At 64.4% G+C, this 8,211-nt stretch carries 7 protein-coding genes; 5 read left to right on the top strand and 2 right to left on the bottom strand.

Going from position 1 to position 8,211, the window contains the following annotated elements; all coding sequences use genetic code 11:
- Nucleotides 1-671: LuxR C-terminal-related transcriptional regulator (locus AYR66_RS05030; protein WP_141104168.1), on the bottom strand; the 671-nt coding region annotated here is incomplete at its 3' end.
- On the bottom strand, nt 668-2,995 hold the full coding sequence (locus AYR66_RS05025; RefSeq protein WP_088706610.1) for an efflux transporter outer membrane subunit: 2,328 nt from the start codon (nt 2,993-2,995) through the stop codon (nt 668-670). The genes AYR66_RS05030 and AYR66_RS05025, both read right to left, overlap by 4 nt.
- Nucleotides 2,996-3,486: 491 nt before the next feature.
- Between AYR66_RS05025 and AYR66_RS05020 the strand changes: the two genes are divergently transcribed.
- The 5 genes from AYR66_RS05020 to AYR66_RS05000 form a co-directional block, all read left to right on the top strand.
- Nucleotides 3,487-4,974 carry an FAD-linked oxidase C-terminal domain-containing protein gene (locus tag AYR66_RS05020; protein ID WP_088706609.1) on the top strand — a complete coding sequence of 496 codons (1,488 nt, stop codon included), beginning with the start codon at nt 3,487-3,489 and terminating at the stop codon, nt 4,972-4,974.
- 8 nt (nt 4,975-4,982) lie between these two features.
- Nucleotides 4,983-6,047, top strand: a complete 1,065-nt coding sequence (gene glcE / locus AYR66_RS05015; RefSeq protein ID WP_088706608.1) for a glycolate oxidase subunit GlcE — start codon at nt 4,983-4,985, stop codon at nt 6,045-6,047.
- 2 nt (nt 6,048-6,049) lie between these two features.
- Entirely contained in the window at nt 6,050-7,282 is a 1,233-nt protein-coding gene (glcF, locus tag AYR66_RS05010; RefSeq protein WP_088706607.1) for a glycolate oxidase subunit GlcF, read from the top strand.
- Between the two features lie 67 nt (nt 7,283-7,349).
- Nucleotides 7,350-7,682, top strand: a complete 333-nt coding sequence (locus tag AYR66_RS05005; protein WP_088706606.1) for a CidA/LrgA family protein — start codon at nt 7,350-7,352, stop codon at nt 7,680-7,682.
- A partial coding sequence (locus AYR66_RS05000) for an LrgB family protein (RefSeq protein ID WP_088709608.1) occupies nt 7,679-8,211 on the top strand: 533 nt, incomplete at its 3' end. The genes AYR66_RS05005 and AYR66_RS05000, both read left to right, overlap by 4 nt.

The following is an 8,211-nucleotide window of genomic DNA, read 5'->3' as shown; positions in this document are numbered from 1 at the left end:
ATGGCGGTACTGACAATGGCCTCGCCCGACCAGCCGCCGACGCGCAGCATGCTGGCGACCACCAGGCCGGCCGTCACGCCGCCGTGCATCCCGCCGGCCCATTCCGGTACCAGCGTGCGCAAGTCCTCGAACGCCTGGCGGGCAGTAGCCAGGGCCTTTAGCAGGTCACGTTCGCTGGCCTGGTGCAGGCCGAAGATGAGATCACCGGCATGGCCGCGCCGCGCCAGGAACACCGCTTCCTGGTCGAAGGCCAGTGCAGCGAGGGTCGCGTGCAGCCGCCGGACGGATGCATCATCGGCCGCCTCGGGCAGCGCCAGGCTGAGCACGACGCAGGGCCGCCTTTCCAGGAGGCCGTCGGAGAGCCTGGCCGGCGCCGCTTCGGGCGCGGGCTTTCCGCCCAGGAGTTCGAGTCCGCGCGACACGGCCATCGTGCGATTGCTGACGTTCAGGCGTTTGAACAGCGCAACCACATGCTGCTTGACCGTGCCGATCTCGATCCCGAGTTCCTTTGCGATTTCCTTGTTCACCTTGCCGGCGCGGAGCAGGTCGAGGATTTGCTGCTGCCTCGGCGTCAGCTCCGGTGCCGCCGTCGCACCCGGTGCGGCGGCATTGCCCGTCCCCGGCTGCGCACCGGCCGGCGGATGCGGATCGGGGATGCGGTATGCCTTCATTGGCCGAGGCCCCCGTCCGCGCCTTGGGCGAATGACAGGCTCTGGCGCACGGAGCGCGCCGGCTTGCCTTCCCTCTCGGTGAATGCCTGCGCCAGCATCACTGCCTGGTCTTCGCTTTGAAGCTGGCCGAAACGCACCGCGAAGCCGGGCAGGCCGTCGTCCTCCGTCATGGGTGTGACATAGGCGTTGTAGCCCTTGTCTTTCCAGGATTCGGCCAAAGCGGCCGCCTCCTGGCGGGAGCCGGAGCGGCCGATCTCGACCGCATAGACGGTCCGCGCGGCAGCCGTGATGCCGCCGGCCGGCAGGCCGAGTTCGGGCGCGATGCGTAAGGCGTACGGTTCGTCTGCGGGTGCGGACGGCGCGCCGTTGGCGGCGGTGGGAATCGATCCCGAGGCGACCACCTTGCAGCGGTACTGGCTTTGCCGAAGCAGGGAGCAGGCCGCGTCGGCTTCCGCGCTGCTCGCAAAGTGCGCCAGGAAGACCTGGTACGGCATCTCCTGTCCGCCGCCGGATTTCTCTGCCTCGCCCGACTTGCGCGGAAGAAGAATGCGCTGCTCCATCAGCTCGGGCAGGCGCATCTTCAGGTCGCGCCACATCGTGGCGAGCGCGAGCTTGTCCGCGACACTGCCCAGTTCCAGCAGCCAGGTGCCGCTTTCAGGAGTGGAACCGAGCGATACCGACAGTCCCAGGCCGTCCTGCGTGCGGGAGGGTGCGCTGTCGGGCTGGAGGACAACCGCGAATCCCGGGTAGGCGTCGGCCGATGCGGTGGGGCGCTCACCCTTTCCCGGTAGCGGCCCTTCGGCCTGCAAGCCGCCGCCGAGGGCGGAGAACAGGCTGACCAGTGCGCGATAGCGCAGCATGTCGATGTTGTGCTGCTCGTCGAGGTTGCGGTGGTAGGTCCGCTCCGCATCCAGCATGAGCAGGTGGTCCACCGAACCTGCCTGGTAGGATTCGCGGCTGTATTCCCACGAGCGGCGAGCGGCCTCCGCCGCTTCGCGCTGCGCGTCCAGGCGCAGGCGGGTCAACTGGATGGCGTTGAGCGCGTCGTCGACCTCGCGGATGCCGCTGTAGATGACGCGCACATAGGTTTCGACGAGCTCCTCGTGCAGCGCCTTGGCGAAGTCGATCTCGCGGTTGCGCTTGCCGTAATCGAAAATGGTCGCCGACAGGTTGGCGATCACGTTCCAGAACAGCGTGTGCGATTCGAACATTTGGGACACGAACAGGCTGCCGAAGCCGGCCTGCGCCGTCACGTCCAGCGGCGGCAGCAGGCGCGCGCGGGCGACGTCGAGATCGGCATCCGCCGCCAGCAGGCGGGCTTCCATCACGCGGATATCCGGCCTGCGCAGCAGCAGTGACGACGGCACATCGGGAACGACGGCCGGGTAGGACAGGGAACCCAGGCCCTTCCCGGTGAGCTTGAGTGATCCGGGCGGCGCGCCCAGCAGGAAACTCAGGTTGTTCAGTGCCTCGTCCCGTTGCTGCTGCAGGGCCGGAATGGTCGCCTTCACGGAATAGACCGCCGCGCGCTGCTGCTCCATGTCGATCACGGTCGCATCGCCCTTTTCGAGGCGGGCGGCGATGGATTCCAGCATGTCGGACACGGCCTTGTCGGTTTCCCTCGCCACCTCCATCCTGTCGTTGAAGGACAGATAATCGATATAGCCGGTGACCACATTGGCGATGAGGGTGCGCCGGACTTCGTCCCGCTGGAAGACGGTCCGCCACAGCTGAAGGTCCGTCGATTCGGCCAGCGCCGCGCGCTCGCCCCAGACGTCGACGCGCCAGTCGCCGCGCAGGCCGATCTGGTAGACATCGCGGCTTTTCACCTCGCCGCCGGCAGGGACGGTGGCGATACCGCCGGCCGGAGCTTCGCGCCTCGCCTGCAGCGGCGCGGTAATCACGGGAAGCTGGTCAGAGACTGCCTGCTTCGCGCGCGCAGTGGCCTGGGCGATGCGCAGGTTGGCAATGCGCAGGTCTTGGTTGCCGGACAGTGCCCTGTCGACAAGCCGGTTCAGTTCCGTACTACCAAGCAGGCGCCACCACTGCGGCAATGCCTGGTCGAGCGCCACCGCGTTGCCGGCGGGCGTGCCCGCATCCGGCGCGCTGCCGGACCTGGCGGGCGCGGCCATGGCGGGAAGCGGCAAGGTCGCAGCCTTCGGGAACGTGGCGGGAATGGGGACTGCGGGTACATCGTAGCGGTCGCGCTTCACTGCGCAACCGGCAAGCGTGATGCCCGCAAGGGCGATGCTGAGTATGGTGTGAAGGGTGTTCGGCTTGAACTGGCCTGCCAATGCGCGCCGGGAGAAAATGGTCTGCCTCATGGCGCTCTCGCAGGACGAAAGATTCCGTACCGGATTCGTAGGGCACTGACCATTTTTCCGGTCACCCGCTGCCGGATCATGGTCATCCGGGTCCCGCTGCAATGTGTTCTCATCTCGTTGGAAGCCGGTCGAAGTACTTGTTTTTATTTATGTCAGTTATCGGGCCCGCCGTTGCACAATCAACGCCTCGATGAAAAGGCAAGTAAAAAAAGCACAACCGTTGATTTTTGTCATGGATCAATTATATGTGGAAATATCCGCGTCGCCCATAGTGTTAAAAACCATTAGTTATGAAATGCAGGTACGGAGCAACAAACAGTAATCGTCTTCACAACGCTTGTTTCGCGGCGAGCTGTAAAGCATTTGACTTCCTGTTCACTGCTTGAAAACATTTCAAGCCACCACTCCAAGCTTTTCAGCACCCTCGCCCCCGCCCGATGGGCGATTTCGCTACACTTTTGTATGTCCGCAGCCTGCGACTGGAAACCCCCATGAACGCCCCCAACGAAAAAGCCATTCCCCTCGAGCGCCAGCGCGAAGTTGTTGCCGCCTTGCGCCGCAAGCTGCCCGAGCATTGCATCTTGTTCAATGAAGAAGACACCCGCCCCTACGAGTGCGACGGCCTGTCGGCCTACCGCCAGCTGCCGATGGTGGTCGTGCTGCCGCAGACCGAAGCGGAAGTGATCGAGATCCTCAAGACCTGCCGCGAGCTGAACGCGCCCATCGTGCCGCGCGGCGCGGGCACCGGGCTGTCGGGCGGTGCGATGCCGATCGCCGACGGCGTCGTGCTGTCGACCGCGCGCTTCAACCGCATCTTGAAGATGGATCCATACTCGCGTACCGCCGTGGTCCAGCCGGGCGTGCGCAACCTCGCGATTTCCGATGCGGCGGCGAAACATGGCCTGTACTACGCGCCCGATCCGTCTTCCCAGATCGCCTGCACCATTGGAGGCAACGTCGCCGAAAACTCCGGCGGCGTGCACTGCCTGAAGTACGGCCTCACCGTGCACAACGTCATGCGCGTGCGCATGGTTACCATCGACGGCGATGTGGTCGAACTCGGCGGCGAGGCGCTCGATGCGCCCGGCCTCGACCTGCTTGCCGTTTTCATCGGTTCCGAAGGCATGCTCGGCGTGGTGACCGAGGTCACCGTCAAGCTGGTGCCGAAGCCGCAGCTCGCGCGCGTCATCATGGCTTCCTTCGACGATGTGGTGAAGGGCGGCGACGCGGTGGCGGAAGTGATTGCCGCCGGCATCATCCCGGCCGGCCTGGAAATGATGGACAAAACTTCCTCGCGCATGGTCGAACCTTTCGTGAAGGCAGGCTACGACACCAACGCCGAAGCCATCCTGCTGTGCGAATCGGACGGCATTCCGGAAGAAGTCGAGGAAGAAATCAGCCGCATGAGCGAAGTGCTGAAATCGTCCGGCGCCACCGCTATCGCCGTATCGCAGAACGAGGCCGAGCGCCTGCGCTTCTGGTCCGGCCGCAAGAACGCCTTCCCGGCGGCGGGCCGCATCTCGCCCGACTACTACTGCATGGACGGCACCATCCCGCGCAAGCAGCTTGCGCATGTGCTGATCAGCATCACCGAAATGGAAAAGAAGCACGGCCTGCGCTGCGCGAACGTGTTCCACGCCGGCGACGGCAACCTGCATCCGCTGATCCTGTTCGATGCCAACACACCGGGCGAATTCGAGCGTGCCGAAGCCTTCGGCGCCGACATCCTCGAACTGTGCGTGGAAGTCGGCGGCACGATCACCGGCGAACATGGCGTCGGCATCGAGAAGATCGGTTCGATGTGCGTGCAGTTCGCGCCGCACGAGCTGGACGCCTTCCGCGCGGTCAAGCGCGCGTTCGACACGGCCTTCCTGCTGAATCCGGACAAGGCCATCCCCACACTCAACCGCTGCGCCGAGAACGGCAAGATGCGCGTGACGGGCGGGCAGATGAAGTTCGCCAACCTGCCGCGCTTTTAAGGACTGGAATGGAACAGGTATTGGAACAATTCCGCGAGAAGATCATCGCGGCCACAGCAAGCAAGACGCCGCTGCGCATCCGCGGCGGCGGCACCAAGGACTGGTACGGCCAGTCGCTGCAGGGCGAGGTGCTCGACACCAGCGCGTACACCGGCATCGTTGCCTATGAACCGACCGAACTCGTGATCGTCGCGCGCGCCGGCACGCCGCTGGCGGAAATCGAGGCGGCACTCGATGCGCAAAACCAGATGCTTGCCTTCGAGCCGCCGCGCTTCGGTGCGGAATCGACCATCGGCGGCGTCGTCGCTGCCGGATTGTCCGGCCCGCGCCGCCAGGCGGTCGGCGCGGTGCGCGATTTCGTGCTCGGCGCCACGCTGGTCGACGGCAAGGGCGACGTGCTTCGCTTCGGCGGACAAGTGATGAAGAACGTGGCCGGCTACGACGTGTCGCGCCTGCTGGCCGGCTCGCTGGGCACGCTCGGCCTGATCGTCGACGTCTCGCTCAAGGTGCTGCCCAAGCCTTTCATGGAAACCACGCTGCGTTTCGAACTCGGCCAGAAGGAAGCGATCGAACGGCTGAACAACTGGGGCGGACAGCCGCTGCCGGTGTCGGCCAGCGCTTGGCACGGAGGCACGCTGATCGTGCGCCTGTCGGGCGCCGTTGCAGCAGTGAAGGCGGCCGTGCAAAAGATGGGCGGCGAGGAAGATACGCAAGCCGCTGATTTCTGGAGTGAATTGCGCGACCACGGGAATGCTTTCCTTGCCGCGTCGGATGGTCCGGCGCTGTGGCGCCTGTCGGTGCCTTCGGTGGCGCCACCGCTCGACCTCGAAGGCGACCAGCTGATCGAGTGGGGCGGCGCGCAACGCTGGATCCGCACCAGCGCCGATGCGAAGAAAATTCGCGCCGTCGCAGAAAAGGCCGGTGGCCACGCCACGCTGTTTCGTGCAGGCGAAACGGCGGCCGGCGTATTCCACCCGCTTGCACCAGCCGTCGCCGCGATTCATCGCAACCTGAAGAACGCATTCGATCCGTCCGGGATTTTCAATCCGGGCCGGATGTATAAAGATTTTTAAGCATGCAAACCAATCTCGCTGATTTCATCAAGAACACGCCGGAAGGCGAAGAAGCCGATTCCATCCTCCGCAAGTGCGTGCACTGCGGCTTTTGCACCGCGACCTGCCCGACCTACCAGTTGCTCGGCGACGAACTCGACGGCCCACGCGGCCGCATTTACCTGATGAAGCAGGTGCTTGAAGGCAAGAAGGCCACCTTCAAGACCATGACCCATCTCGACCGCTGCCTGACCTGCCGCAACTGCGAATCGACTTGCCCGTCCGGTGTGCAGTACGGCCGCCTGGTCGACATCGGCCGCAAGATCGTCGAGCAGCAGGTGGAACGTCCTCTGTCGCAGCGCCTGATGCGCACTGCATTGAAGGAAACGCTGCCGCGCAAGTGGCTGTTCAAGCCGGCGATGGCCGCCGGCCAGATGGTCCGTCCGCTGCTGCCGCAGGTGCTGAAGAACAAGGTGCCGGCGAAGCAGGATGCCGGCGTGTGGCCGCGCACGCAGCATGCACGCAAGATGCTGCTGCTGGAAGGCTGCGTGCAGCCGTCCATGTCGCCCAACATCAATTCGGCCACCGCGCGCGTGCTGGATGCGCTCGGCGTGCAGCTCGTCGTCGCGCCGAAGGCGGGCTGCTGCGGCGCCATCCGTTATCACATGAACGACCAGGATGGCGGTCTCAACGATATGCGCAACAACGTTGACGCCTGGTGGCCGTATGTCGAATCCGGCGTCGAAGCCATCGTGATGAACGCCTCCGGCTGCGGCGTGACCGTGAAGGAATACGGCCACCTCCTAGCGCACGATCCGAAGTATGCACAGAAGGCGCAACGCATTTCCGAGCTGACGAAGGACGTGAGCGAAATCCTGCCGGCCTTCGAAGCGGAACTCGCGCAAAAGCTGCAGGGAAAGATCAAGGAACGCGTCGCCTACCATCCGCCCTGCACGCTGCAGCACGGCCAGCAGATTCGCGGCAAGGTGGAAGGCGTGCTGCGCGCCGCAGGCGTGGATGTGCAGCTCTGCGCCGACAGTCATCTCTGCTGCGGCTCGGCGGGTACCTATTCGGTGCTGCAGCCGGAACTGTCTTACCAGCTGCGCGACAACAAGCTCGCAAACCTGCAGGCGACGAAGCCGGATGTCATTGTGTCGGCGAACATCGGTTGCCAGACGCACTTGCAGTCGGGCACCGATACGCCGGTAACGCACTGGATCGAGCTTGTTGACCGTGCGCTGTCGAAGGCGGCGTAGCGCCTGCCTTCGGTTTTCTTGAGGTTGTTACAATGGTTCAATCGCCACACGCCCTAGCGAGTCGAACTTGATTCATACCTTTGCCGTCCTCCTGATATTCCAGACGCTGGGCGAAAGCCTCGCGTTTGCTTTTTCCCTTCCCGTGCCCGGGCCGGTCATCGGCATGCTGCTGTTGTTCTGCTATTTGCTGGCACGGCCGCAGGTGGCCGACAAGCTTGCACCGACGACGCTGGAATTCCTCAAGCACCTCTCCTTGCTCTTCATTCCGGCGGGCGTCGGCATCATGGTGCATGCGGAGCGGGTGGCGGCGGAATGGCTGCCGATCGTCGTGTCGCTGGTCGTCAGCGCGGTGGTATCGCTCGTCGTAACGGCGACAGTCCTGCGGTGGCTGCAGAAATGACGCCGGGCATCTCGAAGATCTGGGTCTACCTGTCTGCGTCGCCGCTGCTATGGCTGACCGCGACCCTGCTTGCCTACCAGGTCGCCTATGCCTTGTACGCGCGCAGCAAATTCAATCCACTGGTGAACCCTGTCGCGATCGCCGTTGCGCTGCTCGTGAGCATTCTCGTCGGCACCGGCACTGCATACGGCACGTATTTCGAGGGCGCGCAATTCGTTCACTTCCTGCTGGGCCCAGCCACGGTCGCGCTGGCGATTCCGCTCTACCAGCAATTGCCCAAGCTGCGGCGCAACTGGTTCGCCTTGCTCGGCAGTGCCATTGTCGGCAGCTCTAGCGCGGTGGCGAGCGCGATGGGCATTGCCTGGGTACTGGGAGCCTCACCTGCGACCGTCCTGTCGCTGGCGCCCAAGGCGGTCACCATGCCTATCGCGATGGGTGTCGCCGAAAAGATCGGCGGGCTGCCTTCGCTGACGGCAGTGCTCGTGATGGTGACGGGTATCCTCGGCGCTGTCTCGGCGCGCTGGATTTT

Source organism: Noviherbaspirillum denitrificans, assembly GCF_002211445.1.
GTDB lineage: Bacteria > Pseudomonadota > Gammaproteobacteria > Burkholderiales > Burkholderiaceae_D > Noviherbaspirillum > Noviherbaspirillum denitrificans.
Note: the sequence above shows the minus strand (reverse complement) of the source record. Positions and strands in the feature narration are given on the sequence as shown.

Bases quoted from the DNA above. Each gene is read 5' to 3' on its own strand.
- AYR66_RS05020 (WP_088706609.1), top strand. From the start codon at position 3,487: ATGAACGCCCCCAACGAAAAAGCCATTCCCCTCGAGCGCCAGCGCGAA.
- glcF (WP_088706607.1), top strand. From the start codon at position 6,050: ATGCAAACCAATCTCGCTGATTTCATCAAGAACACGCCGGAAGGCGAA.
- AYR66_RS05025 (WP_088706610.1), bottom strand. From the start codon at position 2,995: ATGAGGCAGACCATTTTCTCCCGGCGCGCATTGGCAGGCCAGTTCAAG.
- glcE (WP_088706608.1), top strand. From the start codon at position 4,983: ATGGAACAGGTATTGGAACAATTCCGCGAGAAGATCATCGCGGCCACA.